The sequence below is a fragment of the Erythrobacter sp. S249 genome (assembly GCF_057364975.1).
Genome location: NZ_CP200287.1, coordinates 509,087 through 534,582 on the forward strand (window position 1 = coordinate 509,087; position 25,496 = coordinate 534,582).

Below are 25,496 nucleotides of genomic sequence, written 5' to 3' on the forward strand. Positions count from 1 at the left end.
GGGATATAGGTGCGGTTTTGCTTGGCACAAGGGATGGACGCGCCTACTTTTCGCACCATCCAACAAGGGGACTACAACGTGAAAATGACACAAACATCGTCTGGCTTTCTGCGCACCGTCGCTTTGGCAGCCTGCCTTAGCGTGGCGGCCTGCGGGGAAGAGGCCCCTGCCCCGGAGCCGGTCGATACGATTGAAGGGATCACGATTACAGATGCACGCCTTGTGCTTCCCCCGGTGTCGGGCAACCCCGCAGCGGTCTATTTCAACCTCAGCTATGATGGCGATCGCGGCATTGCGGTCAGCGGCGCTGAGGTAGCGGGCGCAAAAAACGCAACCGTTCACGACATGATGGAATATGATTTCAAGATGACCATGGCAGAGGCTGGACCCGTTCCGCTCACCAATGGCACCGAGGTTGCGTTTGAACCGGGTGCAAAGCACGTCATGGCATTCGAACTCGACGACAGTGTTCAGGCCGGCAGCACCGCCGAAGTAACGCTCAAGATTTCAGGCGGTAAGCGGCATAAGTTCGAAGCCGAAGTGCGCGCAGCGGGCGAAGAGCGCTGAGCGACACGCCCTCACCTACGGCTCAAAGTCATGCGCTCGTCCCGGCCTGCCCGGTCGGCGGCGAGCGCACTTTGACGCCCGGTGAAATTGGGATTGCGAAGACAGTCTTCGGCACCGCGATTAATTACGAGGCGGTGCGTATCCGGCGCCGCAAGTGGTTTCCGTTTCAGCCGCGCAAAGTCACCATGGCCCCGCGCGGGCACGTGCATTTCCACCCTGATGGCGCGGCCTATTGCGATGACTTTTCGGGTGAAGGGCTGATCCGCCAAGGTCTGCTGATCCACGAGCTTACCCATGTCTGGCAAACCCAAACGCGTGGCGATTGGTACTTGCTGCTGCACCGCCATCCCTTCTGCCGCTATGACTATACGCTCAAACCGGGGCAGCCCTTCGCTGCCTATGGCATTGAGCAACAGGCCGAGATCGTAAAGCACGCGTTCTGGATGCGGCAGGGCGTGCGCGTTACCGGAGTGGCCGACAAATCAGCCTATGATGGCTTGGTAAGATTTCCGGGCGCAGCTTTGTGAGCGTCATGAATTCAGACGTTCCTGACTATCTTCACCAAGGCTCCAGCCAGATCTTCGTCTTCACCGATTGATATTGAATTAGAATAGAGTTCGTCCACGCGATACTCTATTCCGATAGCGCCCAATGCGATTGTCGGGTCAGCTTCAAGTTGAGCGATAACTTCATTGATGTGCCTCCAGAGAAAGCCGCTACCATTTTCCACAATGGTGGAATCATCAACTGGCGCGCCATCACTCACCATGATGAGGCAGCGTCGCGAGTGCTTTGCGTGTGACAATTGCTCGCGCGCCCACAACAATGCTTCCCCATCAACGTTCTCAAACAGGACATCTGGCTGAACAAGTGGGCGCAAATCTATCGCACTCGCTTCGACATCAAATTCTGAATGGATAACTGTGAGAAGGTCGCATAGACGACCCGGATAAGGCGGCCGTCCTTGCCCAATCCATTCCTGACGCGACCGCCCACCTCGCCATCCCAAAGTTGTGAAACCAGCCAGCATAGTCTCTGCGCCGCACCGTTCCAGGTATTCAAGCGCGGCGGCGAGCTCCCCCGCGACTTTGGGTATTCGCATTGCCATTGATCCAGATTGGTCAAGCAAAACGATGACCGAGCATTCTGGAAAGGCTGCCGTCTTACCAAGGGTTTCTTGCGCATCCTTTTTGTGGCGCAACGCCTGTTCCAAACGCGATGCCTCGGACCCTAGATCTAAGTGACTGGAACGCCGCCTATCCAGCGCCTTGACTGCGAGAATCGAATCCACGTCATCCGCTGGACAGACTAAGTCGAATTCAGTTGTGAAAACAGAATATGGAAGGTCTGGGCGATCCTCCGCGACCGGAGAAGTCTTGTTTGAGCTTCGTTTGCCGATGAGCCATAACAAGACAAGAACAGCCAACACTGCCCCTGCAATGGCTGCCTCAGGATGCGTCACCGACTACGGTTCAATCCGGCTTCTTCGCTACACCAACCATTGCCGGGCGCAGCAGGCGATCTTTGATCATCCAACCAGACTGCATTTCCTGCACAATCGTACCGGGCTCATGCTCATCACTTGGAATTTCTATCATTGCCTGGTGCTGGTTCGGATCGAGTGGCAAGCCAACGGCGGCCACGCGCTCAATGCCGTGGCCCTTAAAGACCTTTTCCAGTTCGCGCTGGGTCGCCTCAATACCGGTCACTAGGCCCTTCATCTTCTCGTCTTCGCGCAGGCTCTCTGGGATCGCCTCGATCGCGCGGGAAAGATTGTCCGCAACGCTCAGCACGTCTCGCGCAAATCCGGTCGCGGCATAGGCTCGAGCATCGGCGACGTCTTTTTCCATCCGGCGGCGCACATTCTGCGTCTCCGCCTTAGCATATAGTGTTTCTTGTTTGGATTCTTCCAGGTCGCGGCGCAGCGATTCCAGCGCCTCGCTCAGATCATCCTCTTCGCCGTCTTCACCGTCCGGCGCATCAGCGTCTTCCAGAAATTCCTCCGGCACGCCCTTCAGTTCTGCTTCTGCCGCTTCGTCGTGCGGCTTATCGTTGTCGATCATCGTCGTCTTATGTCCAATTATGCAATGAGTTTGCCCAAAGAACGGGCCGTTAAATCCACCATGGGGACCACGCGCGCGTAATTCAACCGCGTCGGCCCGATCACACCCAGAACTCCTACCACCCTTCCCTCTCGGTCGCGATAGGGCGAGGCGATAACGGAAGAGCCGGAAAGTCCGAACAATCGGTTTTCGCTGCCGATGAAAATGCGCGTTGCCTCGGCCTCACGCGCATTGTCGAGCAAAGCGGCGACCGATTGTTTATTCTCTAGATCATCGAGCAGCGAGCGAACCCGGTCGATATCCTCCATCGCTGTCTCGTCCAGCAGATTGGATGCTCCGCGAACGATCAGCACAGGGCGTTCCTCTGTGTCCTCGCTCCACACAGCCAGCCCGCGCTCAACCAGATCTTTGCTCGCATCATCAAGTTGAGACTGACCGGTTTTGATCTCTTGCCGCATCGCCGCGGCCGCATCGCTTAGCGTCCTGCCGGAAAGCCGCGCAGTGATGTAATTGGTCGCCGCCTCCAGCGCACTCGGAGAAACCGCGCCTCCAAGCTCAAGCACACGGTTTTCGACTCCGCCATCCTCGCCAACCAGAACGGCAAGCGCCCTGCCCTGGCCCAGATCTAGGAGATTGAACTGCGCCAATTGCTGCTCGCGTGTGGGCACCATGACCATACCAGCAGCACCGGAGAGATCGGAAAGCACAGAGCTTGCTTGCTCCAGCGCTTGTTCCACGGGCCCAGGCTCTCCGAGCCGCTGCTCAATCTGCGCGCGCTCTTCCGGTGTAGGTTCAGCGACCTGCATCATACCATCGACAAACAGTCTGAGGCCTATTTCCGTCGGCAAACGCCCTGCGCTGGTGTGCGGCGCGGCGAGCAGGCCCAGGCCCTCCAGATCCGCCAGCACAGAGCGAATGGAGGCTGGCGAGAGGTTCAGGCCGCTATCGCCCGACAGCGTTTTCGAGCCAACGGGCTGGCCATTATCCATGTAGCCTTCCACCACGCGGCGGAAAATCTCGCGCGCCCGGTCCGTCATTTCTGAAATTGGTGGTGAGGCCATGCGTGCTATTTAGCGCGAAACTATCCCGAGCCAAGCCCGCCCGTGCCCTTGCCGCCACTCTTTTGTCCCGCCAAACCGTGCGCCAAGCGAATCGAACATAGGAAAACATCATGCGACCATCTGGCCGCGCGCCTGACGAAATGCGCGCAATCACTATCGAAACCGGCTTCACCAAACACGCAGAGGGCTCTTGCCTGATAAGCTTTGGTGACACCCGCGTGCTGTGCACGGCCAGCGTCGAAGAACGCATCCCGCCATGGCTGCGCGGCAAAGGCGAAGGCTGGATCACCGGTGAGTATTCGATGCTACCCCGCGCAACGCACACTCGCGGCTCTCGCGAAGCGGCTCGCGGTAAACAATCGGGACGCACCCAAGAAATTCAGCGTCTTATCGGACGTTCTTTGCGCGCTGTGGTCGACCTGAAGAAGCTGGGTGAGCGGCAAATCACCTTGGACTGCGACGTGATTCAGGCCGATGGCGGCACGCGCACGGCCTCAATCTCGGGCGCATGGGTTGCCCTGCGCCTCGCGGTTAATGGCTTGATCGCTTCGGGCGATATCAAGGAAGACCCAATCACCGCGCAAGTCGCGGCAATTTCCTGCGGTATCTACAAAGGTACACCCGTGCTCGACCTCGATTACCCTGAGGACAGCGACGCGGATGCAGATGCGAACTTCGTGCTGATCTCCGGCGGCCAAATCGCAGAAGTTCAGGCGACCGCAGAAGGCGCAACCTATGACGAGGAAGGCCTGCTACGCCTGCTCCGGCTCGCTAACATCGGCTGTGATGGCATTTTTGCAGAGCAGCTGAAGGCAACCGGCGCTTAAGCCAATGGGTCCGGTTCGTTATTCAATCTCGGAAGAATCGCATCTCGCATTCTGGAAGCTGCAATTTGCCAGCAGGCTGTTTCGCGGGCTTGCAATTCTCACCGGGCTGGTAGCGATCTTGGGATTAATCGCTTTCCTCTTCGATGGCGTGATCGCAGCACTCAGCGTTACTATCGGCGGTGTGATAGGTGCGACGCTGGTTATCGCGATTTCGCGCTTTGTCTTGCTACCACGGCAGGCGAAGAAAGCTTGGGCGGACTATGCGCTCATCAAAGAGCATTTTGATCTGACGTTGGATGACGAAGGCTTTTCGCTCGTCCAACCGTCCGCGCATGTGAACTGCAAGTGGCCGCAAATGGTCTCCTGGGACGAGAGTGAAGAGCTGTTCGCGATGTATTTGAACAGCCAGCTCGCTTATATTCTACCTAAAGATCAGGTGGATAAGGCGATCATCGACTTCGCACGCGAGCGATTGGTCGCGGCTGGCCTCGTGACAAAAGGAAAGCGCCGGAAATGAGCAAACTTGGCTCTGGATCGCTCGTGATTGCGACGCATAATGCAGGTAAGCTGAAAGAGATTTCGGCCCTGCTTGATCCTTACGGGATGAAGTGCATCTCCGCTGGATCACTCGGTCTGCCAGAGCCGCCAGAGACCGGCAAAACCTTTGCTGACAATTCTCTGATAAAGGCACGCGCCGCGGCTGAAGCCTCAGGGATCGCGGCCCTCGCCGATGATAGCGGCCTGTCCGTGGATGCGCTGGATGGGCGGCCCGGCGTCTACACCGCCGATTGGGCGGAAAGACAGTGGTTCGAGGGTGATCCAGGCCGCGATTGGTACATGGCGATGGGCAAAGTCGAGGGACTGCTCGCCCAGCACGGCGCCGATGTCGACCGAAGCGCGGCATTTCACTGCGTGCTCGCCATTGCGTGGCCGGATGGCCAACATGTCGTCTATGAGGGCAAATGCCCGGGCAGCTTAACCTGGCCCCCATGCGGCGAGATGGGTTTTGGCTATGACCCTGTGTTTGTGCCGAATGGCCGAGATCAGACCTTTGCCGAGATTGCTCCAGCGGAAAAGCACAGCATCAGCCACCGCGCCGATGCCTTTGCCAAGCTGGTCGCGGATCAATTCGGCGGCTGATCAGATGGTTCAGTAGGCGAATTGCCCCGAGACGTTGCCCGGTGGCGAGTACCGACAGACGAGATAATCACGGCCTGACCCCGTCGCTATCCCGCACCCAAGTTCCGTCGAGTTTGCCCAAATGATCTGGGTGTAGTGGCCGACATCGGTCCAATCGCCGGTATTGCTCACGTAAGGAAAACGGTCGTGGATGTAGTATTGCTTTTCGCTGATCCAACCGTTCGCCATCACCTCGTACGTGAATGCTCCTTCGGTGCCTGCCCAAAGGTTTTCACCTTGGTTGGGACGTGAGGCGCTAGTGCTGTGCTCAAACCGGCCCGTGCTGGCGAGTTCTTGAGCGTAAGCGAGTGCTTGGCGGCTCAAATCATCATCTAGGGTCATCGGCGCAACGCCAACTTCCTGACGCGCGTCATTGTGCTCTTCCAGCATCACCCGGAGCATATCGTCCTGACCGGTCGAGGTTGTTGTACTCGTTGCCGGTGGCGGCGGTGGTGGAGGCGGTGGAGAAGCGGGTGGCGGGGACGAGGACGTTCCTCCGGTCGCGGCCGTGCTGGTGCTCGATGAAGAGCCGCTTTCGCCGCCTCCGCAACCAGACGCGACGAGGATGATCGCGACTGGCGCGACCATTTTGCTGCATTTTTTCGAAATTTTTGACATCAATTGACCTCCCCCAAAGCGCTCGCGGCGCTCAACCCACCTTGCGGCCATATGTGTTTCCGGCGGGCCAATATCGGCACACCAGGAATTCATTGCCTCTGCCTTGAGCAATTGCGCAGCCGACTTCGCGTGTCTCGGCCCAGACCATTTGGGTGTAATGACCGACGTCCGCCCAATTCCCAGTGCGTGAGACATGCGGGAAAGTGCCGGGCCTAAAGTGCCGCTTTTCCTCGGCAAAGAAGTTGATCATCGCGCTAAGGCTGAAATAGCCCGCAGTCCCCATCCAGAGGTTTTCACCGCGCCCTCGGCGCTGATCCAGCGAGGCGTGCTGCATTACGCCCCTGCGCGCGAGCTGATTGGCCCAATCCTGAGCCTCATTGGCGAGCTGCGGCGACCAAGAAAGGGCCTGAACACCGAATTCGGTGCGTTCTACGTTGTGCGCGTGCAGCAATTCACTGGCGAAGCGGTCTGCCTGCGAGGCGGAATTTTGGCGTTCTTGAGCAATAGCGCTGGGCGCGCTCACGCTCGCGAGAAGGGCCAGACACCCGAAAATTTTCGCACGGATTCGCATGGCTGCACCTTGACTTAGAGCCTTTAACAAAGGCTGAAAGAAGCGATGGCGCGTGCTCTTTACATCCACTGGCCCTTCTGCGCGAAGAAATGCCCCTATTGCGATTTCAACTCGCATGTCCGCGCCAGTGTGGACGTTCAGCTGTGGCAAACTGCGTTGCTCGCCGATATGCGGTTTGAGGCGAAACTGGCGGGCGGAGAGCCGCTGACATCGATCTTTTTCGGTGGAGGAACACCTTCGCTCATGCCGCCCGAACTGGTCGCAGCGCTGCTCGCAGAAGCAGAACAATTGTGGAGATTGGCCCCAAATATCGAAATCACTTTAGAGGCCAATCCTTCCTCTGTTGAAGCCAGCAATTTTGCGGCCCTAGCCAATGCCGGGATCAACCGTGTTTCGCTGGGTGTTCAATCGCTTGAAGACGATAGCTTGCAATGGCTCGGGCGTTTGCATGGGGCGGATGAAGCCCTCGGCGCGCTAACCACTGCGCAGCAACACTTTGAGCGGGTCAGTTTCGATCTGATCTACGCCATGCCTAATCACACCCCCAAATTGTGGGAGGCGCAGCTGGCTCGGGCGCTATCACTCGGCACGGCGCATCTGTCGCTTTATCAGCTCACAATTGAGCCCGGCACACGTTTTGCCAGCGATGTGCGGCGCGGCATTTTTACGCCGCTGGACGACGACGCAGCGGCAGAGCTCTTCACGATCACGCAAGAACTGACCGGCAAAGCTGGCCTGCCTGCCTATGAAATCAGCAATCACGCGCGGTGCGGCGAGGAAAGCCGCCACAATCTCACCTATTGGCGCTACCAAGACTATTGCGGGATCGGCCCCGGCGCGCATGGCCGGCGCGGCGGAATGGCCACAACACGGCACAAGAAGCCGGAAAACTTCCTTCGCGCGGTCAGTGAGCAAGGGCACGGTATTGCCGACAAACAGGCGCTTCGCCCGAGAGATCAAGCCGCAGAAGCGCTGCTGATGGGTCTGCGATTGATCGAGGGGATCGACCTTGGCGCAATGTCGGCGCGCTTCGAATTGGACGAGGCGCAATTGATCGATCCGCGCGGATTGAGGCGCAATTGCGATCTTGGCCTTATGTGGCGGCGCGATGACGCAATCGGGGTGACGCCGGCCGGCCTGCCATTGCTCGACGCGCTGCTGGGCGAAGTGGTGGCCGACAGCCTGGTGGACGCGTGAGCCTGCACGATCTTCTGTCCGAGTGGCGCGATCATCTGGCCGAAGGACGGCGGCGGAGCCCGCACACCGTACGCGCCTATTGCTCAGCGGCGGAGCGGCTGCTCAAGGCCCGCAATCTGACGGATTGGAACGGCGTTGCCGGATTGGAGGCGCATGACCTGCGCGCGCATCTCGCCGCACGCCGCAATGATGGCCTCTCCAACGCCAGCACTGCGCGCGAGCTATCCGCGCTCAAGGCGTTCATCACCTTTGCCCGGGCACAGACCGGCGATCCCGATCCATCCGCACCGCGCCTGCGCGGACCGCGCACCAAAAAGGGCCTGCCCCGCCCTGTCACCCCCGATGAAGCGGTCAATATCGCCGACCTCGTCGCAGGCATGCCGGATGAGGGTTGGATTGGCGCGCGCGACCGTGCGGTTCTACTGCTGATGTATGGATCGGGCTTGCGCATCGCAGAGGCCTTGTCGCTCAAGTGGTCCGATGCAGAGCTGGGCGAGACACTTCAGGTCACCGGCAAGGGCGGAAAACAGCGGATTGTACCGATCTTGCCCGTCACGCGGGACGCGGTGGCGCGCTATGCGGAACTTTGCCCGTGGAAAGCTGAATCAAGCGAAGTTCTGTTCCGCGGGGCAAAGGGCGGCCCGCTGTCCCCCGGCATGGTGCAAAGGGCGATGGCCAATGCTCGCCGCGCTTTGGGCCTACCCGACACAGCAACCCCGCATGCGCTGCGCCACAGTTTTGCAACGCATTTGTTGGGTGCGGGAGCCGATTTAAGGTCTTTGCAAGAGTTATTGGGGCATACATCACTCGGCTCAACCCAGATTTACACCCAAGTAGATGCGGCGCGAATGCTAGAAAATTACCGTGCTGCGCATCCGCGCGCCGGGAAAAAGAGATAAACGATATAGGAGGGAGAGATCATGAGATTGGACCTGGTAGCCATATTCGTGGTTGTTTCGGGCGGAGTGGCATTCGCGTATTACAGCGGGGCGTTTGGCGGCTCTCACACAAGCGAAGGTTATGAACGCGGCAAATATTACGCAAAGTGCGACACTGATTATTTGCAAAGCGCGCCCTATCTGAGTTTCAGCGCCTCATCCAATCAATGCGAGTGTTTTGACGACAAACTTCAAAAGCTAACGCCGTCGCAGCAAGCCGCCGCATACAAGTCTCTTGAAGACCGCCTGACCCTCGCATTCATGGGCAAGGCAGGCGCGAAGGTTGAAGGTTCAAATGTGACCTATAACGACAGCGCACTTGGCGAAGTGAGTGCAAATGTCAAAATTGAGACCAGCGGCAAAGCCATCATGGCTCAATGCAATATGTTCTAGCTCATCCGCCCCTCAATCGCGTCCCAGAACAGGTGGTTTTCTGGGCGCGGGACGGATTTGAGGAGCTTGCAAGAGTTGCTTGGCCACGCGTCATTGGGCTCAATGTAGATTGAGGCTAAGGTTGATCCTGCCGCGATGCTGGAAAATTATCGCTTAGCGCATTTCAGTGCGAAGAAATGAGTCATATGAGTTCAAGAATTGCGACGTTACTTTCGTTATATTAAAATGCGAAATTTTTCTTGTAAGGCTTCGACAATTATTGTCTTTCTAGAAAAAAATGGAGTTGATTCGTGAATCTTGCTAGAACACATAGCGGCCAATCTGAGACCAACACTGGAACAGATGATTTTGATAAATTTATAGTCATTGGATACACTCCAGTAGGCACAATCCAAGGTGGTTACGGCACAATTGAAGTTCATGCCCGGGAAACCGTAATAGCGGCGGCGAACTCAGTGAACCAACACATTAGGTTTGAAGTGAACTCAGGTGATGAATACGCGCAGACAACGATCGCGTCTATTAACGCGAAGCATGTCGACACGTTTATCTCTCATCTGGAGAAACTGCAGCAAACGACAATAGACAAAGATCGATATCAGTTCACCGAAATCCAAATTGAGTCCGACGAACTGAGGATTGTTGTATTTAACAATGATCGCAATGAGGTGATGTGGGCCTGTCAATGCCAAGGTCAAAATGTCCACTTTAACAGCTTGAATAAAATTTCGGAGTTTAAGAGCTTGGTCGAAAAAGCTAAGGCTCAATTAGCAGTTTGACAGAATTAGATGGCGAGCTCCTTTTCGGTTGGCTTGCCTCATGCCACCCGCCCCTCAATCGCGTCCCAGATCATGCCAGCCGTGTCGGTTCCGTTGAATGCATCAATCGCGACGATCCCCGTCGGTGATGTGACGTTTATCTCGGTCAGCCATTTGCCGCCGATCACGTCGATACCGACAAATGTCAGGCCCAGTCGTTTAAGCTCTGGCCCCATCGCATCGCATATCTCTTGCTCACGGTCTGTGAGGCCGGTTTTTTCCGCACTGCCGCCCATGGCGAGGTTAGATCGAAACTCGCCCTCGCCCGGTATCCGGTTGATTGCACCCGCAACTTCGCCATCGACCAGCACGATACGCTTATCGCCCTCCGCCACTTCAGGAAGGAACGGCTGGACCATATGCGGCTCTGGCCAGGTCTGGTTGAACACCTCAAACAGAGCGGTGAGATTGTCGCCATCGGCTGGCACGCGGAAGATCGCTTTGCCGCCATTGCCGTGGATTGGCTTCACCACCACAGCGCCATGTTCGGCCATAAAGCGCTTCACCTCGTCTGGGGAGCGCGTGATGAGGGTCGGCGGCATAAACTGCCGGTAGTCAAGCACCATCACCTTTTCAGGTGAATTGCGGACATTGGCCGGATCATTGACCACCAGCGTTTCTTTGCCAATCCGCTCCAGCAGGTGGGTTGCGGTGATATAGCCCATGTGAAACGGCGGGTCCTGCCGCATAAGGATCACGTCGATGTCCTTGCCCAGATCCAGCCGCTCAGCTGCGCCTTTGGTAAAGTGATCGCCCTCAACCCGTTGCACCGTGACCGGCGCACATTCGGCAAACAGACGGTCGTCCGCATCCAGCGTCAGGCTTTCAACATGATACTCATAGATGGAATGCCCGCGCTCTTGCGCGCCCAGCATCAGCGCAAAGCTGGAATCGCCCTTAATGTTGACGCTTTCAATAGGGTCCATTTGAACCGCGATGCGAAGACTCATCAATAATCCTTTCAAGGCTGGTGCCAGTCTAAGGCATCCAAGCGTTGGTGATGTGGCGAGGCATGCTGCCCGGTGCAAGGAGGATAACGTCAATTCGCATATCATCGCCCTCGCGCAAATATTCGTGGGCAACGCATTCGGCCGCGGCGGCAACGCGGGTTAGGCGTCTTTCATCGATCGCGTAGTCGAGGTCAGCCTTCTTCTTGCGCCATTTCACCTCTGTGAAGGCGACAAGCGCACCCTTGCGAGCGATGAGGTCGATCTCTCCGCGCGGCGTCTTCACCCTTTGGGCAAGGACCTGCCACCCCTTCAGGCGCAGCCACATGGCCGCCCGTAATTCGCCATCGCGGCCACTCTTTTCCGCGATCTGCCGCTTCATAGCGCTTTGAGCTCTACTGCGCGGGCATAGAGCGTCTTGCGGTCCAATCCGCTCGCCTTGGCCACTTGTCCCGCCGCCTTGCTGGGGCTCATGGTTTCTAGCGCCTCTCTCAGCAGTTCATCAGGATCACCCACCGGCGCATCACCCGACGGCGGGCCGATGAGGAGTACAATCTCACCCTTCGGCGGATGGTCGGTGTAATAAACCGCCAGCTCGCTTGCCGTTCCCACCCTGCATTCCTCATGCAGCTTGGTCAGCTCCCGGGCGACAGCGACCTGCCGGTCCGGCATATCCGCGGCGATAGCACCAAGGCTTTTGACCAGCCGAGGCCCAGTTTCATAGAAAATCAGCGTTGTGTTAACGGTACCGAGCTCTTGCAGCACTTCTCCGCGCGCCTTTTGCTTCACGGGTAGGAAGCCTGCGAACAAGAAGCGATCATTGGGTAAGCCCGCGAGTGTAAGGCCCGCAATGGCTGCGCACGCACCGGGCAGCGTAGTGACCGCTACGCCAGCCTCCCTCGCATCGCGCACCAGCCGAAAACCGGGGTCAGAAATCAGCGGCGTGCCCGCATCGCTCACCAGCGCCACGGAGCCAGCTCGCGCCGTATCAATAAGCTCTCGCCTCGCCCCCTCCTCGCTGTGATCATCATAGCGCCGCATCCGTTTCGAAATGCCTAGATGCGACAACAGCTTGCCCGTGACCCTAGTATCCTCGCAAGCAATCACATCACAGCGTTGCAAAATGTCGACAGCACGGAGCGTTATATCGCCGAGATTGCCAATCGGAGTTGCTACAATGTAGAGGCCCTGCTCAAGTGATTTGGATACAGGCGATGAAGAGTGCGGGTCAGTCACCCCAGCTCTTTGGAACAGCCAACAGGGGTCGGCAAGTATGAAGCGTAATTGGTTTAATCGGCGCACTCTGGTGATTGCGGGCGCTGCCGCTGTGCTCGGCGGGTGTCAGGTGATCCCCAAAACGGGTCCAACCACCACCACGGACCCGGGCCCCTCTACGGAACCTAGCGCGACTGCTCTGCCCACCGACGCCACCCGTCACCGGATAGCTCTGCTGGTCCCGATGTCGGGCAGCACAGGCGCCGTTGGCCAATCGCTGGCAAATGCCACAACCATGGCTTTGCTCGATACCAATGCGAACAATTTGCGCATTACGACCTATGACACCTCTCAGGGCGCGGGCGCGGCGGCTCGCAGAGCCATCGCCGATGGCAACCGCCTGATCCTCGGCCCATTGCTGTCCGAAAATGTGTCGGCGGTTCAGGCACAGGCCCGTCCAGCAGGCGTGACGACAATCTCATTCTCGAACGACACCAGCGTTGCGAGCCCGGATGTGTTCGTGATGGGGCACATTCCAGAGCAATCGATCCGCCGCAGCGTCCGCTATGCACGCAACCAAGGCGCAACGCGCTTTGCCGCTCTGCTTCCCAATGGCGACTATGGCGAGCGATCAATGGGCGCGCTTAGCAATGCTCTGCGTGATTTTGGCGGATCGCTGACCACAACTCAGCGCTACTCGCGCAGCAACACCTCTATCGTCAGTGCAGCCCAGCGTCTGCGCGATGCTGGCGGTTATGACACGGTGTTGCTTGGCGAAGGCGCGCGGCTATCGGTTCAGGCTGCAGGTGAGCTTAAGAAAGAAAACGGCGTAAACTCCCGGATCCTCGGCACGGAGCTGTGGAGCGGCGAAACCGCCCTCACCCGTTCCAGCGCAATGCGCGGCGCATTGTTCTCTGCGGTGTCTGATGGACGCTATAAGCGCTTTACGGACAGCTATGAGACCCGCTTCGGCTCCAAGCCCTATCGGATTTCAACCTTGGGCTATGACGCTGTCCTGCTCACTCTCAGGGTCGCGCGCGATTGGCGTGTTGGCAGCCAGTTCCCAGAACGGCAGCTGCGTGATCGCGGCGGCTTCCTTGGACTGGACGGTCCATTCCGCTTCCAACGCAACGGTGTTGTGGAGCGCGCAATGGAAGTGCGTGAGGTGCGCGGCAACAGCGTCGTAATCGTCGACCAGGCGCCTCAGCGCTTCGAGGACTGAGCAAAACGTAGAGTTACCTGCTTGTTAGCGGCTCTCTGCCGGGCCTATAGCCTTACGCATGTCTGATGATCTGTTTGAAGGTACTCCGTCATCGAGCGGTGATTACGATTCCTCATCGATTGAGGTGCTCGAAGGGCTGGAGCCAGTGCGGCGCCGGCCTGGGATGTACATTGGCGGCACGGATGACCGCGCGCTGCATCACCTTGCCGCCGAAGTTCTCGACAACTCGATGGACGAGGCCGTTGCGGGCCATGCCAACCGGATCGAAGTGCGCCTGGAGGAAGGCAATCGCCTGACCATCGGCGACAATGGCCGCGGCATTCCGGTTGATGAGCATCCGAAGTTTCCGGGCAAATCCACGCTTGAGGTGATCCTGTCCACGCTTCACTCGGGCGGCAAGTTCTCTGGCAAGGCCTATGCCACCAGCGGCGGTCTGCACGGGGTTGGCGTGAGCGTCGTCAACGCTCTGTCGTCACACACCCGGGTTGAGGTTGCGCGCGACAAGCAATTGTTCGCGCAAGAATTCTCCAAAGGGCAAACGCTCGGGAAGATCGAAAACCTTGGCGCAACGCCCAATCGGCGCGGCACGCAGGTCAGCTTCACGCCCGATGAAGAGATATTTGGCGACCGCAAATTTAAGCCGCACCGGCTATTCAAGCTCGCCCGTTCCAAAGCCTATCTGTTTGCTGGCGTTGAAATCCGCTGGAAATGCGCGCCTAGCCTCGCGTCCGAGGACGTGCCCGAAGAGGCCACGTTCAAATTTCCTGGCGGTCTCGCTGATCACTTGGCGGAGCAAGTCGGCGCACGCGAATGCGTTACCGCACAGGCCTTCACCGGAAACCAGGACTTTCCCGAGGACGACAGCGGCACCTCGCAAGGGCGGGTCGAATGGGCCATCGCATGGCCGCTCTATTCCGACGGATCGACCAGCTGGTATTGTAACACGGTCCCAACCCCCGATGGCGGAACGCATGAGCAAGGTCTAAGAGCTGCTCTGACCAAGGGCCTGCGCGCCTTTGGCGAGCTGACCGGTACGAAGAAGGCCAAAGACATCAGCGCCGATGACGTGATGACCGGCGGCGAGGTGATGCTCAGCGTCTTTATCCGCGACCCGTCGTTTCAGTCGCAAACGAAGGACCGCCTCACCTCGCCGGAGGCGGCCCGCTTTGTTGAGAACGCGGTGCGCGATCACTTCGACCATTTCCTCACTGACAATATGGACCGGGGCAAGGCCCTGCTCGGCGAGGTTATGGAGCGCATGGATGAGCGCCTGCGCCGCAAGCAAGAGCGCGAGATCAAGCGCAAGACCGCGACCAATGCCAAGAAGCTGCGCCTGCCAGGTAAACTCACCGATTGTTCCGGCGAAGGGGACAAAGAAACCGAGCTGTTTATCGTTGAGGGCGATTCGGCTGGTGGCAGCGCGAAGCAAGCGCGCAACCGCAAGACGCAGGCGATCCTGCCGATCCGCGGCAAGATCCTGAATGTGGCCTCGGCAACTGCCGACAAAATCCGCGCCAATCAGGAAATCGCCGACCTTTCACTCGCGCTGGGATGCGGCACCCGCAAAGACTGCGACGCTGAAAATCTGCGCTATGACCGCGTGATTATCATGACCGATGCGGACGTCGATGGTGCACACATTGCAACCCTGCTGATGACGTTCTTCTTCCAAGAGATGTCGGACATCGTGAAAAAGGGCCATCTGTTCCTGGCCAAGCCGCCGCTTTATAAGCTGACCGCTGGCAAAGAGAGCCGCTACGCCAATGATGATGCGCACCGCGCGCAGCTGGAAGAGACGGTTTTCAAAGGCAAAAAGGTCGAAGTTGGCCGGTTTAAAGGCCTTGGCGAAATGAACCCGCAGCAGCTTCGCGAAACCACTATGGATCCAGACACCCGCAGCCTGATCCGCATCACCCTGCCCCAAGAGTTTGAAGACCGCGCGGCGGTGAAGGAAGTCGTCGATCAGCTCATGGGCCGCAATCCAGAGCACCGCTTCAACTTCATCCAAAACCGCGCTGGAGAGGTCGACCGCGAGGCGATTGATGCCTGAGGAGAGATCAAAAATGCAGACTTCGGATCAAATCAAAACACGCACCGGATCTGGAAGCGGTACCGCCGATTTACTCTGTCCTAGGTGCGATGGAAGCTACCTACACCACAACGAAGTATTAGTCTTCGACAGATCAGAAGACGCGGAGGCAACGACCGTTTCAGAGGTGGATGCTGGCACGACTACGGTGAGAATGCTCGACTCAAATTCGTCTGGTAATCCAAGTGCACGACGTGACGGGATTTCGATCAAATTCTGGTGCGAGCATTGTGGTGAAGATCGCCCGCTCACTCTAAATATTGCTCAACACAAAGGCGAAACGGAAGTTTTCTGGGTTTTGATTGATGCCTGACGATCAGGACCAGCCTGACGACGCGCCAAGAAAATACCCCAACCCGCGCGAGGAAGACATCATGGCGGGAGACCGTCGGATTTCGCGCCCAGACAGCGCACTGCCTGATTGGCATATTCCCGATGCGGCCTACCGCCCCATCCCCATTGCCTGGTTTGCAGCCGCGTTTTTGCTGCAATCGATCGTTATGTTCGCAATCTTCATGCTGCTGATCAGCAAGAGCGGATATTTCACCATTGCTGGCGCGGCCATCGCCACCGGAGCAATTGGCGCATGGACCTGGGACAGGGGGATGAAAGACGCCGCAACCGGGTGGAAAGTCGCTACCATCGTGCTTCTTGCTGTGCAGTTTGCGCTGGTCGCGCTGACGGCATCTGCCCGCCTCTAACCCGCCGTTTCAGTGTGAATATGCAGATGCCCTTCTAACGTGCGGTGCACCGGGCATTTGTCCGCAATCGCAATTATCCGGGCGCGCTGGTCAGCTGTCAGGTCGTCGCCCAGAACCGTGATTGAGCGGTTGAGCGCCTGAATTTGCGCGCCTTCGCCCTCCTCCTCGCAATGATCGCAATCGCTCGCATGATCCCGCTCATGAGTCACATGCACCTGATAGCCGTCGACCGGCCAGCCCTTGCGGTCTGCATACATCTTCATGGTCATGACAGTGCAAGTGCCCAGCGCGGCGTTGAGCAGATCATAAGGGGTCGGGCCGCTGTCATCACCGCCATAGCTGCGCGGTTCATCAGCGACGAACCGGTGGCTGGTAGTGAACACCTCAGTTCCGAACTTGCCGTGACCAGATTTCACTAAAACGCCCGCTTCCGGCACTTCGGTCTCACCGCAACTCTTGAGGTATCTTTTCGCCCATGAAGCGATCGCTACAGCGGCATATTCGGCATCCTCTGCCTTGGTCAAAAGGTGATCGGCATCGTCTAGACTGATGAAACTTTTCGGATGAAAAGCGGCCTGAAACAAAGTCGCCGCATGCTCTACGCCGACGATTGTATCGGTAGGCGAGTGCAGCGCGAGGTATGGTAGCCGGAGCTCTTTAACGAGATCGAGCAATTTGACCGACTCCGTTCGCTCAAGAAATTCCCGGCTGACCGAGAACCTTTGCCCTCCAATTGTCACAGGTCCCTCGCCGTCGGCTCGGATTGCCTCGTGATCGCCTTTGATGATGTGCAGCACATGCGGAACGTCCGAAGGTGCGCCAATGGTCGCGACAGCCGCAACATTCTCCGCGCCCAGCTCATGCGCCGCGGCCAGCACCGCTGCTCCGCCAAGACTGTGTCCAACCATTAGTAAAGGCGCGTCGAAACGCGACCGCAAAGCGCCAGCGACCGCGACCAGATCGGCAATGTCCGTGGCAAAGCCAGCGCGGCCAAACTCACCTTCGCTTCCGCCAAGCCCGGTGAAGTCGAACCTGAGTGTCGCAATGCCCTGAGCAGCCAGTGCCCGAGCGACGCTGATCGCGGCGCGGCTTTGCTTGGTGCAAGTGAAGCAATGCGCAAAAACCGCAGCGCCTCTGACCAGCCCCGTGGGCATTTCAAGCGCCCCGTCCAGGCTGTGCCCGGCGGTTGTCGTGATCGAAAAAGTCTCTGTCGGCATTGCGGGCCCTCCAATGGGTGATGCTTGTAGGGCTATTAGCGCGCTCAAGCCATTTGGTTACGCCTTGCGGAACACCACCGCGCGATGCACTGTGCGTGCTATGCTCAGAAACCTTGCACTCGCTCTCTCGCTTCTACTCGTCCCTAGTTCCGTATTGGCCCAAGACTCGCCCACTAGCGAGACGGTGACTTCCGAGCCGCTGAACGCACGCGCGCAGGATGTGGTCGCTCTGATGAATGGAGAAAAAGCGCCAGAAGATGTGTTCGGGCCGCAATTTCTCGCGTCAGTGCCACCAGCACAATTCAACATCGTCACGCAGCAGCTGACCTCGCAATTTGGCGCCGCAATCGGAGTGGAGAGCGTTGAGCCAACCGGAGAATTCACCGCGAACATCGCTATTCGATTTGAAAAGGCGATTGGACAAGGCACGCTGGCGCTGAGTTCAACTGAGCCGCACAAAATCGAAGGCCTGCTGCTGCGCCAATTTGATGCGATCGATGACAGTCTTGCCAAGATCGAAGCAGATCTCGCTGCGTTACCAGGCGAAGTTGGCGCGTATTATGGCCCCATCAGCGGCGATGCCCCCGTCCTCTCCGTCAATCCTGATGAGCAATTCGCCATTGGCTCAGCGTTCAAGCTTTATGTGCTCGCAGCTCTCGCAGAAGATGTCCGGGCCGGCGAGCGGAGCTGGGACGAGGTCGTAACCCTGACTGAAAAGAGCTTTCCCAGTGGCATGATGCAAGACTGGCGGAATTCCGCGCCAGTCACGCTGCACACGCTGGCTAGCCTGATGATCTCGATCAGTGACAACACAGCGACCGATCAGTTGATCAAAGAGCTGGGAAGAGATCGAGTTTTGCGCGCGCTGATCGAGAGCGGGCATAGCGATCCATCGAAGAATGATCCCTTTCTCACAACCAGAGAAATGTTCGCGCTAAAAGGCGGCTCCAAGCAAGCACTCGAAGCCTTTCAGGCGGAGAGCAATCGCGATCGCCGGCTCGAAATGCTTGAGCAGCTTGAAGCAGCCTCCATCACCGCTGAAGAGATCAATTTAGCCTTTGCAACCGGTCCGGTCGCGCTGGATGTTGAGTGGTTCGCGAGCGCCAATGATCTGCGAAAATTGCTTCAGCGTATTTATACAGAATCCCACGATGGCGCATTGTCGATCATGGCGATCAATCCCAGCATGCCAGACAATCTGCGCAATCAATGGCGATATGTGGGCTATAAGGGCGGATCAGAGCCCGGCGTCCTTAACCTCACATGGCTTCTCGCCGACGAGTCTGGCAACAACCACGTCCTTGTGCTCAGCTGGAACAATCCCGATGCTGCGCTGGAAAACACTGCGCTGGAGCTGATCGCGCAGCGCATCCTTGCCCTGCCCCGCTAAAGCGGTCTCCGAGAACAGCCCTCCGGTTTGAGCGCGAGCTTACGTAGCGTCACCCTTGCCACCTGAACGGATCGACCTTAACCCTCGCGTCAAGTCCAGTTGCCAATTGAGATTTACAGGAAAACCCATGACCGACACGACGCAGCAGCGCTTTGAAGGCACCAATGATTACATCGCCACCGATGATCTGAAAGTCGCAGTGGATGCTGCGGTGACGCTGCGCCGCCCGCTGTTGGTCAAGGGTGAACCTGGCACCGGCAAAACAGTGCTGGCGCACGAAATTGCAAAAGCCATCGGCGCGCCGCTAATCGAGTGGAACGTGAAATCGACCACAAAGGCGCAGCAAGGCCTTTATGAATATGATGCGGTTGCGCGCCTGCGCGATGGTCAGCTGGGCGAGGAACGCGTCCACGACATCCGCAATTACATCAAGAAGGGCAAGCTGTGGGAAGCCTTCACCTCTGAGCAGCTGCCCGTGCTGCTGATCGACGAGATTGATAAGGCCGATATCGAATTTCCCAACGATCTCTTGCAAGAGCTCGATCGGATGAGCTTTGACGTCTACGAAACGCAAGAGCGCGTGGCGGCGAAAGAGCGCCCTATCGTGGTCATCACCTCGAACAATGAGAAGGAATTGCCAGACGCATTCCTGCGCCGCTGTTTCTTCCACTACATCAAGTTTCCAGACCGCGACACGATGCAGTCGATCATCGACGTGCATTATCCTGGCATCCAAAAGACGCTGGTCAAAAAGGCGATGGATATCTTCTATGAGCTGCGCGAAGTGCCTGGCCTAAAGAAAAAGCCATCAACCAGCGAGCTGCTCGACTGGCTAAAGCTACTGATGAACGAAGATATGCCGCTGGAAACGCTGCAGGACGCCAATCCGAACAGCGCCATTCCACCGCTTCACGGCGCACTGCTCAAGAATGAGCAGGACGTGATGATGTTTGAACGGCTGGCCTTTATGGCGCGGCGCAATCCGACTTAGTCAAACGAGTAAGCAAGCTCCAGATCGCCCCAACGGCGGCCTTTAAAGAACAGCGGCATGTAGACGTTGCGAACGACGATGTACTGCTCGCCGTTACCCTCTTGACGATAGACGGCCATCATATACGGTGCGTTGCTAGATTTTGCTTTCTTGTCGATTGGGTCGAGGATTATGCGGCCGTGGCGACAATACGTCGTGTCATGAACGACATCGCCAGTCGGCTCCTTGGACCGCTCACTAAGGTGCGTCGGCAGAAAGCCATTTACGTCAGTGCAGGCAGCAGCAACGATCGCTGAATCGAGATCCTTCGCTCTGTCCAAAAACGGCCGCCAGTTTTGATGGGCCCAATCGGTCAGTTTGTTGCGGAAACGCTCTGGATTGCTGCCAGCAATCCGCTGATAATTATGGTCAAACAGTTCCGCTTCGGTGATCTCACCATTTTCGAGCGCAGCCTCTGTATGGACCACCAGCTCTTGCATAAATTCCTGTGCCCGCGAGACCATTGCCTCATCTTCTGGGCACAGACCAGCTTGGACAATTTTATCAAACATCTCGCTAGCAGTAAGCTCTAGCTCCATCATGCGCAGGTGCGCATTTTGCAGATCTTCCTCGTTCTCACGAGCGGAAATATCATAGCGCGCAATAACTTCTTGGACCGATCCAACATGGCCGCTGATCGTTCCGGTGGACCGGGCAATCACATCGTTTTGTTTGTCGACCTCTTCCACCAGTTCGCCAACGCTGCTGATCGTCGTTTCAATCCGCGCAACGGAAGCCTTCGCATCGTCACTCGCAATCGATCCTTGCTCGATCTGACCGATCACACTGCTGGCTTCCTCACCCAGGCGGTCGATAGTTAGAGCAATTTCCTCTGTCGCTTTGCGCGTGTCATTGGCCAGACTTTTGACCTCTCCAGCCACCACCGCAAAGGTCCGGCCAGCTTCCCCAGCCCTCATCGCTTCAATAGTCGCGTTCAGCGCTAGGATATTGGTCGTTTCTGCAATTTGATCAATGTCATGAGCACTGCGCTTCACTTGTTCCATTGCAGCGGAAAAGCCTGTCACATGTTGGCCGAGGGTATCGACCAAGTTGAGGACGGCATTGATCTGTTCCAATGATGATTGGATAAGCGAGGTGCCCTCGCCCAACCGCTCAATTGCGCGCTCTGACAGAAGCCGTGCTTCATCGCTCGCTTCAGAGACCTTTGTCTGATCCGCTTCCAGTTCTGAAACGGTATCACGCAGCGCTTTGTGCTCTTCGCGCAGGGCCTGAGAGGATTTAATAACTCCGGCGACAATACCGGCAACATCGGTACAGCCCAAAGTGACCGAGCTGCAACTCTCTGGAATTGCCTTGAGGGCGCTGGCACCCTCACGATCGATCTCAAATGCTTTCATCAGTACCTGTTCCTAAAATCTGTGTGGGGCCTCTGGTAACCAGTGATGGTTAGCGAAGGCTTAAAGAGACCGAGAAAACGGCAAAATTTGGCCGCCCACGGCACTCGTATTCACACATTCAGGACTAGCGCCGAGGCACCGCTGCAGTTAGAGCTTCGCCCATGTTTTTCAATTTCGTCGACGAACTTCGTGAAGCCGGGATTTCGGCCAGTTTCAAAGAGCACCTCACCTTGCTGGAGGCGCTCGACAAAGATGTGATCGAGCAAACGCCTGAGGCCTTCTACTACCTCAGCCGTGCGACCTTCGTAAAAGACGAGGGGCTGATCGACCGCTTTGATCAGGTCTTCAACAAGGTTTTCAAAGGCATTCTGTCCGATTACGGCCAAAACCCAGTCGATATTCCAGAGGACTGGCTAAAGGCCGTCGCCGAGAAATTCCTCAGCGAAGAGGAGATGGAAAAGATCAAATCCCTGGGCGATTGGGACGAGATCATGGACACGCTGAAAAAGCGCCTTGAGGAACAGGAAAAGCGCCACGAAGGCGGCAATAAGTGGATCGGAACCGGCGGAACGTCTCCATTTGGGCATGGCGGCTATAACCCGGAAGGTGTGCGGATCGGCGGCGAGAGCAAGCATAAGCGCGCGATCAAGGTTTGGGAAAAGCGCGAGTTTCAAAACCTCGACAACACCAAAGAGCTGGGTACGCGCAACATCAAAATGGCGCTGCGCCGCCTGCGCCGCTTCGCCCGCGAAGGTGTGGCCGATGAGCTCGATCTGGATGCGACCATTGATGGCACCGCAAAGCAGGGCTGGCTCGACATTCATATGCGCCCCGAGCGGCACAATGCGGTGAAATTGCTGCTGTTCCTTGATGTTGGCGGATCGATGGACCCCTTCATCAAGCTGTGCGAGGAGCTGTTCAGCGCAGCCTCCTCAGAATTCAAAAACCTCGAATTCTTCTACTTTCACAACTGCCTTTACGAAGGCGTGTGGAAAGACAATTCGCGCCGCTGGCAGGAACGCACGAAGACGTGGGATGTGCTCCACAAATTCGGGCATGATTACAAAGTGATCTTTGTCGGCGATGCGGCGATGAGCCCCTATGAAATCACCCATGCCGGCGGCAGCGTTGAGCATATGAATGAGGAAGCTGGCGCGATCTGGATGAACCGGGTGACCAACACCTATCCGGCGACCGTTTGGCTGAACCCTGTGCCTGAAAAGCAGTGGAGCTATTCGCAATCGACCAAGATGCTCAAGCAGCTGGTGAATGACCGGATGTACCCGCTGACCTTGGACGGTCTGGACGATGCAACGCGGGAGCTGAGCCGCAAGGTGGGGCATTAGTCCTGATGTCAACTATCGACCGAAAGGCGGACGCTTGCATAGTGTTATTGTTTCTACCAAAATCAACGACATCCTCGATCACCCGCTATTCGGTAAAAAAAGGTCTTCATACATGATCTCAGTCCGCGTGCTCGCCGTGCTTGCTTCATTCGTTACGCTCACGGCGTGTGTGGATCGGGTTGAAACATCTGCCCCTCCTGCGGTTGATGGGCAATCGGGTGCAGACGACCGCTTGATGGTCGATACTGCTAGGACGCGGCTTCAGTCTGTGGTGAAGCAAGAAGACCTTCCATCGCTCTCTACCGCAATCGTCCGCTCTGACGGAACAATCGAATATCTCTCATTTGGGACGCTGCAACGCGGACAAAATACGCCGGTCTCGGAGGACACGATTTTCCAGATCGCCTCTTTGTCAAAAACGCTCACCGGAATTGTTACGAACAGTCTGATTAGATCAGATAGGTTGGACCCCGAAGCGCCTATCACGAGATATCTTGCTCCCCTTCTGGGAGCTCAAACTAATGCGACCCTTGCCAACATCACCACCAGGCAGTTGCTCCATCACCGAACTGGCATCAAAGATGAGAACTGTTCACTTTATGCGAAGCGCCAAGACGGTGAACCATGGCTCGATGGATATTCACGTGCTGAGTTGATCGCCGATTTGCGCGAACTATCGCTACCTGCAGAACCTGCCGGCTTCGGTTACACGAGTTGCGGCTATGCCATCGTCGGCCTCATCAACGAAGTGATTGCCGATGAGCAATTCGCTGCGCTTTTGAACGACCGCGTCGCCTTAAAATACGGCATGACAGATACGGTGGTCACGCTAAGCGCAGAACAGCAAAACCGACTAGCGACGCCGTATCGGAAGGATAACAGGCAGACCCCAACCGCAGCTTCGAATATGGGCATGGGAACTCCAGGAAGCGCCGTTTATTCCTCGACCCAAGACTTGGCGCGACTGCAGGTTGCCCAACTGAGTGCATATCGCGACTATATCGCCGATGGGACAGTGTCTGAGCTGATCCTCTCCCAAGAGACTGAAGCGGGTCGGAATGAAGACGTTCGCTTTGGAACTGGAATTATCGAGATTCGTGAGGAAGAAGGAACAATCTATCTGCACGACGGCGATGCAGATGGATTTGCGTCGCTCTATGCGTTTGCTCCAGAGCAGGACATTGGCATCGTCATGTTGGCAGGTAGCGGTGGACGAGTGTTTGTCGAAACTGGGATTGAGCTACTCACTGAATTCATGGCCCGCGAGAATGCCGCAATGGGTAAGGAGGAGAACTAGCCGAACCGCGCGGAAACTCTCCAATCAGCTTTGCATTGCTTCAACTGTTAGGCCCATTGCTAGCTTTCTATTCGGAAGACTCATGATTTGACGCTGGCTGCTGGTCTTGGAGACTCAATAAGGTTGCTACCACCCCAAAAAGACGGACGCTCCTCCTTAGTACAGCAAATGCTCCCTAACGGTCTGCACCCACGCGGCTTCATCGTTTGACGCCAGCGCGTCGAGATCGCTTGGCCGCGCTGCTGCATCGTCGACCCATTCCCGCAAAGATGGCCCGCCATTGATCACATCGATGGCCAGCACGTCATTGGTGTATTCGTATTTGAAGTCCGTCCCGCGCCACAGTTCATAGTCAGAATAAAGGCTGCGGATCGCCTTGAAAGCGAGCGCCTGAAGACGCCACGGCTTAAACAAATCATGATCGTAATGCGGCCCCTCTGCATGGATCATCAAGGCGTTACACAGCTTTCCTGTATGCTTGTGGAAGGTCGGCTCGAACCAACAATCCCTCAAAGCGCAGCCCTGAAGCCAATCAGGCTGGAGGCCGTGCATCTCTGCCAGCACTGCCTTTGCATCAATGTCTGGCGCGCCGAACAAGACTTCCAGTGGCCGCGTGGTCCCGCGGCCCTCTGACACAGTGGCACCTTCGATCATCACCGTACCCGCATAGGCGCGGGCCATGTTCACATTGGCGGCATTGGGTGAAGGGTTGATCCAGATCCGCGACGTGGGCCAGCCATGGCCCTCACCGCTCGGTTCCCAGCCCTCCATCGCAACCACGCGATAATCCACATCGAGGCCAAAGTGCGCAATGAACCAATGGCCCATCTCGCCGAGCGTCAGGCCGTGCCGCATGGGCATGGGCGCGGCTCCCACGAAGCTCTCGTGGCCCGGCACAAGCAAGGTGCCCTCGACTGGCCGACCAGCGGGATTGGGGCGATCCAGCACCCAAACCTCTTTGCCGCCCTTACCCGCTTCTTCCAGTAGGTAGAGCAGCGTAGTCACAAAGGTGTAGATGCGGCATCCAAGATCTTGAAGATCAAACAAAAAGATATCGGCGCTCGCCATCATATCAGGCGTCGGACGGCGCACTTCGCCATAGAGCGAAAACACCGGAATGCCGTATTGCGGATCGGTCTCGTCCGCCGTTTCCACCATATTGTCCTGCTTATCGCCTTTCAGCCCATGCTGCGGGCCGAATGCGCTGGTGACATTCACCCCAGCAGCGATCAGCGCATCGAGCGAATGGGTGAGGTCAGCGGTGACACTGGCCGGGTGCGCGACCAATGCGACGCGTTTGCCCTCCAGAGCGCTGAGCAATGGCTTGTCTGCCAACAGGCGATCAATTCCAAACTTCATGGCATGGATTTGCGGCAGGCGCGCGGCAAAGGCAACTCGCTTTTGCACATAAATTTTGTGCGCTTTGATCAATTGTGGTTATAGCAGCGTCTT

General features: G+C 57.2%; 28 protein-coding genes. 17 read left to right on the forward strand and 11 right to left on the reverse strand.

The window, feature by feature from the left end; translation table 11 throughout:
• Positions 1-84 precede the first annotated feature (84 nt).
• Complete coding sequence (locus tag AC0V6V_RS02435) at positions 85-567, forward strand: copper chaperone PCu(A)C (RefSeq protein ID WP_486163882.1); 483 nt, start codon at positions 85-87, stop codon at positions 565-567.
• Positions 568-638: 71 nt separating this feature from the next.
• The gene (locus AC0V6V_RS02440; protein ID WP_486163883.1) at positions 639-1,094 is read left to right on the forward strand and encodes a vgr related protein; all 456 of its coding nucleotides are present in this window, start codon (positions 639-641) and stop codon (positions 1,092-1,094) included.
• An 11-nt stretch (positions 1,095-1,105) separates the two neighbouring features.
• Here AC0V6V_RS02440 and AC0V6V_RS02445 read toward each other — a convergent pair whose 3' ends face one another.
• From AC0V6V_RS02445 to hrcA, 3 genes are read right to left on the reverse strand one after another with little or no spacing between them, the layout of a single operon-like run.
• Positions 1,106-2,029: a cobaltochelatase CobT-related protein gene (locus tag AC0V6V_RS02445; RefSeq protein ID WP_486163884.1), complete on the reverse strand. Its 924-nt coding sequence runs from the start codon at positions 2,027-2,029 to the stop codon at positions 1,106-1,108.
• Between the two features lie 10 nt (positions 2,030-2,039).
• On the reverse strand, positions 2,040-2,630 hold the full coding sequence (grpE, locus tag AC0V6V_RS02450; RefSeq protein WP_486163885.1) for a nucleotide exchange factor GrpE: 591 nt from the start codon (positions 2,628-2,630) through the stop codon (positions 2,040-2,042).
• Positions 2,631-2,647: 17 nt separating this feature from the next.
• The gene (gene hrcA, locus AC0V6V_RS02455) at positions 2,648-3,691 is read right to left on the reverse strand and encodes a heat-inducible transcriptional repressor HrcA (protein WP_486163886.1); all 1,044 of its coding nucleotides are present in this window, start codon (positions 3,689-3,691) and stop codon (positions 2,648-2,650) included.
• Positions 3,692-3,801: 110 nt separating this feature from the next.
• Here hrcA and rph point away from each other — a divergent pair, with 110 nt between their 5' ends.
• From rph to rdgB, 3 genes are read left to right on the forward strand one after another with little or no spacing between them, the layout of a single operon-like run.
• Positions 3,802-4,518 (forward strand): ribonuclease PH, encoded by a 717-nt coding sequence (gene rph, locus AC0V6V_RS02460; RefSeq protein ID WP_486163887.1) that lies wholly within the window; start codon positions 3,802-3,804, stop codon positions 4,516-4,518.
• Between the two features lie 4 nt (positions 4,519-4,522).
• Entirely contained in the window at positions 4,523-5,035 is a 513-nt protein-coding gene (locus AC0V6V_RS02465; protein WP_486163888.1) for a YcxB family protein, read from the forward strand.
• Complete coding sequence (gene rdgB, locus AC0V6V_RS02470; protein WP_486163889.1) at positions 5,032-5,658, forward strand: RdgB/HAM1 family non-canonical purine NTP pyrophosphatase; 627 nt, start codon at positions 5,032-5,034, stop codon at positions 5,656-5,658. Before AC0V6V_RS02465 ends, rdgB begins: the two co-directional genes overlap by 4 nt.
• Positions 5,659-5,667: 9 nt before the next feature.
• On the opposite strand, the gene AC0V6V_RS02475 is transcribed toward rdgB, so the two are convergent.
• The gene (locus AC0V6V_RS02475; RefSeq protein WP_486163890.1) at positions 5,668-6,315 is read right to left on the reverse strand and encodes a CAP domain-containing protein; all 648 of its coding nucleotides are present in this window, start codon (positions 6,313-6,315) and stop codon (positions 5,668-5,670) included.
• A gap of 31 nt (positions 6,316-6,346) precedes the next feature.
• Positions 6,347-6,838: a CAP family protein gene (locus AC0V6V_RS02480; RefSeq protein ID WP_486163891.1), complete on the reverse strand. Its 492-nt coding sequence runs from the start codon at positions 6,836-6,838 to the stop codon at positions 6,347-6,349.
• Positions 6,839-6,931: 93 nt separating this feature from the next.
• On the opposite strand from AC0V6V_RS02480, the gene hemW reads away from it, so the two are divergent.
• The 4 genes from hemW to AC0V6V_RS02500 all read left to right on the forward strand — a co-directional run bounded on the left by hemW (position 6,932) and on the right by AC0V6V_RS02500 (position 10,193).
• Complete coding sequence (gene hemW, locus AC0V6V_RS02485; RefSeq protein ID WP_486163892.1) at positions 6,932-8,083, forward strand: radical SAM family heme chaperone HemW; 1,152 nt, start codon at positions 6,932-6,934, stop codon at positions 8,081-8,083.
• On the forward strand, positions 8,080-8,982 hold the full coding sequence (locus tag AC0V6V_RS02490; RefSeq protein ID WP_486163893.1) for a tyrosine recombinase XerC: 903 nt from the start codon (positions 8,080-8,082) through the stop codon (positions 8,980-8,982). Before hemW ends, AC0V6V_RS02490 begins: the two co-directional genes overlap by 4 nt.
• A gap of 21 nt (positions 8,983-9,003) precedes the next feature.
• Entirely contained in the window at positions 9,004-9,414 is a 411-nt protein-coding gene (locus AC0V6V_RS02495; RefSeq protein WP_486163894.1) for a hypothetical protein, read from the forward strand.
• 290 nt (positions 9,415-9,704) lie between these two features.
• A complete protein-coding gene (locus tag AC0V6V_RS02500; protein WP_486163895.1) occupies positions 9,705-10,193 on the forward strand; it encodes a hypothetical protein in 489 nt (162 codons plus the stop codon).
• Positions 10,194-10,231: 38 nt separating this feature from the next.
• Here the strand turns inward: AC0V6V_RS02500 and gshB are convergent, their stop codons facing one another.
• From gshB to rsmI, 3 genes are read right to left on the reverse strand one after another with little or no spacing between them, the layout of a single operon-like run.
• Positions 10,232-11,182 (reverse strand): glutathione synthase, encoded by a 951-nt coding sequence (gene gshB / locus AC0V6V_RS02505; RefSeq protein WP_486163896.1) that lies wholly within the window; start codon positions 11,180-11,182, stop codon positions 10,232-10,234.
• Positions 11,183-11,210: 28 nt separating this feature from the next.
• The gene (locus AC0V6V_RS02510; RefSeq protein ID WP_486139016.1) at positions 11,211-11,561 is read right to left on the reverse strand and encodes a YraN family protein; all 351 of its coding nucleotides are present in this window, start codon (positions 11,559-11,561) and stop codon (positions 11,211-11,213) included.
• Positions 11,558-12,415 carry a 16S rRNA (cytidine(1402)-2'-O)-methyltransferase gene (gene rsmI / locus AC0V6V_RS02515; protein WP_486163897.1) on the reverse strand — a complete coding sequence of 286 codons (858 nt, stop codon included), beginning with the start codon at positions 12,413-12,415 and terminating at the stop codon, positions 11,558-11,560. Before rsmI ends, AC0V6V_RS02510 begins: the two co-directional genes overlap by 4 nt.
• A 37-nt stretch (positions 12,416-12,452) precedes the next feature.
• On the opposite strand from rsmI, the gene AC0V6V_RS02520 reads away from it, so the two are divergent.
• Genes AC0V6V_RS02520 through AC0V6V_RS02535 form a run of 4 tightly spaced genes read left to right on the forward strand, consistent with a single transcriptional unit; the run spans position 12,453 to position 16,406 of the window.
• Positions 12,453-13,616, forward strand: a complete 1,164-nt coding sequence (locus tag AC0V6V_RS02520) for a penicillin-binding protein activator (protein ID WP_486163898.1) — start codon at positions 12,453-12,455, stop codon at positions 13,614-13,616.
• A gap of 58 nt (positions 13,617-13,674) precedes the next feature.
• Entirely contained in the window at positions 13,675-15,666 is a 1,992-nt protein-coding gene (gene parE, locus AC0V6V_RS02525; RefSeq protein ID WP_486163899.1) for a DNA topoisomerase IV subunit B, read from the forward strand.
• A 13-nt stretch (positions 15,667-15,679) separates the two neighbouring features.
• Positions 15,680-16,018: a hypothetical protein gene (locus AC0V6V_RS02530; protein WP_486163900.1), complete on the forward strand. Its 339-nt coding sequence runs from the start codon at positions 15,680-15,682 to the stop codon at positions 16,016-16,018.
• On the forward strand, positions 16,011-16,406 hold the full coding sequence (locus AC0V6V_RS02535) for a hypothetical protein (RefSeq protein WP_486163901.1): 396 nt from the start codon (positions 16,011-16,013) through the stop codon (positions 16,404-16,406). Before AC0V6V_RS02530 ends, AC0V6V_RS02535 begins: the two co-directional genes overlap by 8 nt.
• Here AC0V6V_RS02535 and AC0V6V_RS02540 read toward each other — a convergent pair.
• Positions 16,403-17,623, reverse strand: coding sequence for a bifunctional alpha/beta hydrolase/OsmC family protein (locus tag AC0V6V_RS02540; RefSeq protein WP_486163902.1), 1,221 nt, complete (start codon positions 17,621-17,623; stop codon positions 16,403-16,405). The two genes, AC0V6V_RS02535 and AC0V6V_RS02540, sit on opposite strands and share 4 nt — an antisense overlap.
• Positions 17,624-17,807: 184 nt before the next feature.
• Between AC0V6V_RS02540 and AC0V6V_RS02545 the strand changes: the two genes are divergently transcribed.
• Positions 17,808-19,013, forward strand: coding sequence for a serine hydrolase (locus AC0V6V_RS02545; protein ID WP_486166183.1), 1,206 nt, complete (start codon positions 17,808-17,810; stop codon positions 19,011-19,013).
• Positions 19,014-19,140: 127 nt separating this feature from the next.
• The gene (locus AC0V6V_RS02550; protein WP_472645345.1) at positions 19,141-20,004 is read left to right on the forward strand and encodes an AAA family ATPase; all 864 of its coding nucleotides are present in this window, start codon (positions 19,141-19,143) and stop codon (positions 20,002-20,004) included.
• Here AC0V6V_RS02550 and AC0V6V_RS02555 read toward each other — a convergent pair.
• Positions 20,001-21,401 (reverse strand): methyl-accepting chemotaxis protein, encoded by a 1,401-nt coding sequence (locus tag AC0V6V_RS02555; protein ID WP_486166184.1) that lies wholly within the window; start codon positions 21,399-21,401, stop codon positions 20,001-20,003. The two genes, AC0V6V_RS02550 and AC0V6V_RS02555, sit on opposite strands and share 4 nt — an antisense overlap.
• A 161-nt stretch (positions 21,402-21,562) precedes the next feature.
• Between AC0V6V_RS02555 and AC0V6V_RS02560 the strand changes: the two genes are divergently transcribed.
• Positions 21,563-22,747, forward strand: coding sequence for a vWA domain-containing protein (locus tag AC0V6V_RS02560; RefSeq protein ID WP_486163905.1), 1,185 nt, complete (start codon positions 21,563-21,565; stop codon positions 22,745-22,747).
• Positions 22,748-22,781: 34 nt separating this feature from the next.
• Complete coding sequence (locus tag AC0V6V_RS02565; protein WP_486163906.1) at positions 22,782-24,044, forward strand: serine hydrolase domain-containing protein; 1,263 nt, start codon at positions 22,782-22,784, stop codon at positions 24,042-24,044.
• 156 nt (positions 24,045-24,200) lie between these two features.
• Here AC0V6V_RS02565 and AC0V6V_RS02570 read toward each other — a convergent pair whose 3' ends face one another.
• Positions 24,201-25,403, reverse strand: coding sequence for an exo-beta-N-acetylmuramidase NamZ family protein (locus AC0V6V_RS02570; protein WP_486163907.1), 1,203 nt, complete (start codon positions 25,401-25,403; stop codon positions 24,201-24,203).
• Positions 25,404-25,496 lie beyond the last annotated feature (93 nt).

What these genes read in the sequence shown, in the direction of transcription:
- AC0V6V_RS02555 (WP_486166184.1), bottom strand. Translation starts at nt 21,401, where the DNA reads ATGAAAGCATTTGAGATCGATCGTGAGGGTGCCAGCGCCCTCAAGGCA.
- AC0V6V_RS02465 (WP_486163888.1), top strand. Translation starts at nt 4,523, where the DNA reads ATGGGTCCGGTTCGTTATTCAATCTCGGAAGAATCGCATCTCGCATTC.
- AC0V6V_RS02520 (WP_486163898.1), top strand. Translation starts at nt 12,453, where the DNA reads ATGAAGCGTAATTGGTTTAATCGGCGCACTCTGGTGATTGCGGGCGCT.
- AC0V6V_RS02435 (WP_486163882.1), top strand. Translation starts at nt 85, where the DNA reads ATGACACAAACATCGTCTGGCTTTCTGCGCACCGTCGCTTTGGCAGCC.
- parE (WP_486163899.1), top strand. Translation starts at nt 13,675, where the DNA reads ATGTCTGATGATCTGTTTGAAGGTACTCCGTCATCGAGCGGTGATTAC.
- hemW (WP_486163892.1), top strand. Translation starts at nt 6,932, where the DNA reads ATGGCGCGTGCTCTTTACATCCACTGGCCCTTCTGCGCGAAGAAATGC.
- rph (WP_486163887.1), top strand. Translation starts at nt 3,802, where the DNA reads ATGCGACCATCTGGCCGCGCGCCTGACGAAATGCGCGCAATCACTATC.
- AC0V6V_RS02510 (WP_486139016.1), bottom strand. Translation starts at nt 11,561, where the DNA reads ATGAAGCGGCAGATCGCGGAAAAGAGTGGCCGCGATGGCGAATTACGG.
- AC0V6V_RS02550 (WP_472645345.1), top strand. Translation starts at nt 19,141, where the DNA reads ATGACCGACACGACGCAGCAGCGCTTTGAAGGCACCAATGATTACATC.
- AC0V6V_RS02530 (WP_486163900.1), top strand. Translation starts at nt 15,680, where the DNA reads ATGCAGACTTCGGATCAAATCAAAACACGCACCGGATCTGGAAGCGGT.
- AC0V6V_RS02540 (WP_486163902.1), bottom strand. Translation starts at nt 17,623, where the DNA reads ATGCCGACAGAGACTTTTTCGATCACGACAACCGCCGGGCACAGCCTG.
- grpE (WP_486163885.1), bottom strand. Translation starts at nt 2,630, where the DNA reads ATGATCGACAACGATAAGCCGCACGACGAAGCGGCAGAAGCAGAACTG.
- AC0V6V_RS02570 (WP_486163907.1), bottom strand. Translation starts at nt 25,403, where the DNA reads ATGAAGTTTGGAATTGATCGCCTGTTGGCAGACAAGCCATTGCTCAGC.
- AC0V6V_RS02535 (WP_486163901.1), top strand. Translation starts at nt 16,011, where the DNA reads ATGCCTGACGATCAGGACCAGCCTGACGACGCGCCAAGAAAATACCCC.
- AC0V6V_RS02560 (WP_486163905.1), top strand. Translation starts at nt 21,563, where the DNA reads ATGTTTTTCAATTTCGTCGACGAACTTCGTGAAGCCGGGATTTCGGCC.
- AC0V6V_RS02495 (WP_486163894.1), top strand. Translation starts at nt 9,004, where the DNA reads ATGAGATTGGACCTGGTAGCCATATTCGTGGTTGTTTCGGGCGGAGTG.
- hrcA (WP_486163886.1), bottom strand. Translation starts at nt 3,691, where the DNA reads ATGGCCTCACCACCAATTTCAGAAATGACGGACCGGGCGCGCGAGATT.
- rdgB (WP_486163889.1), top strand. Translation starts at nt 5,032, where the DNA reads ATGAGCAAACTTGGCTCTGGATCGCTCGTGATTGCGACGCATAATGCA.
- gshB (WP_486163896.1), bottom strand. Translation starts at nt 11,182, where the DNA reads ATGAGTCTTCGCATCGCGGTTCAAATGGACCCTATTGAAAGCGTCAAC.
- AC0V6V_RS02475 (WP_486163890.1), bottom strand. Translation starts at nt 6,315, where the DNA reads ATGTCAAAAATTTCGAAAAAATGCAGCAAAATGGTCGCGCCAGTCGCG.